This is a genomic window from Kocuria sp. ZOR0020 (assembly GCF_000800955.1).
In the GTDB taxonomy this organism is placed as follows: domain Bacteria; phylum Actinomycetota; class Actinomycetes; order Actinomycetales; family Micrococcaceae; genus Kocuria; species Kocuria subflava.
Genome location: NZ_JROX01000387.1, coordinates 1 through 202, shown reverse-complemented (window position 1 = coordinate 202; position 202 = coordinate 1). Strand labels below are relative to the sequence as shown.

At 64.9% G+C, this 202-nt stretch carries 1 protein-coding gene; it reads left to right on the top strand.

Annotated features, from left to right (window positions below):
* Nucleotides 1-194: transposase (locus L979_RS15500; protein ID WP_197052177.1), on the top strand; the 194-nt coding region annotated here is incomplete at its 5' end.
* Between the last annotated feature and the right edge of the window lie 8 nt (nucleotides 195-202).

The window sequence follows — 202 nt, the reverse complement described above, 5'->3', positions numbered from 1 at the left end:
CCCGTTACCGGCGGGCGGTGCGGGCGCGCGGGCACTTCCCGAATGAGGCTGCTGCGCTGAAGTGCCTCTACCTCGTCACCAGATCTCTTGATCCGAGCGGTGGCGGTAGAGCACGCTGGGTGATGAGGTGGAAGCCGGCGCTGAACGCGTTCGCGATCACCTTCGCCGGACGGTTCGAGAGAACCACTCACTGATGAGAACC